The organism is Streptococcus sp. DD13, assembly GCF_001578875.1.
Classification (GTDB): Bacteria; Bacillota; Bacilli; order Lactobacillales; family Streptococcaceae; genus Streptococcus.
Map to the genome: position 1 here is coordinate 1 of NZ_KQ969520.1, position 201 is coordinate 201.

1 pseudogene is annotated in these 201 nt (G+C 48.3%); it reads left to right on the forward strand.

The annotated features are described in order from the left end of the window. Positions 1-201: pseudogene (locus tag STRDD13_RS08130) on the forward strand (phosphoribosylamine--glycine ligase); the annotation flags it as partial.

A 201-nucleotide genomic window follows, 5' to 3' on the forward strand; every position in this document is an offset into this window, starting at 1 on the left:
GATCAAGGAAGGCCGTCCTTACACGGGTGTCCTTTATGCGGGGCTTATCTTGACAGCTGATGGCCCTAAAGTCATCGAGTTTAACGCTCGCTTTGGCGACCCTGAAACGCAAATCATCTTGCCACGCTTGACCTCTGACTTTGCACAAAATATTACAGACATTTTAGATGGCAAAGAACCAGCCATCACTTTGGACGGTAC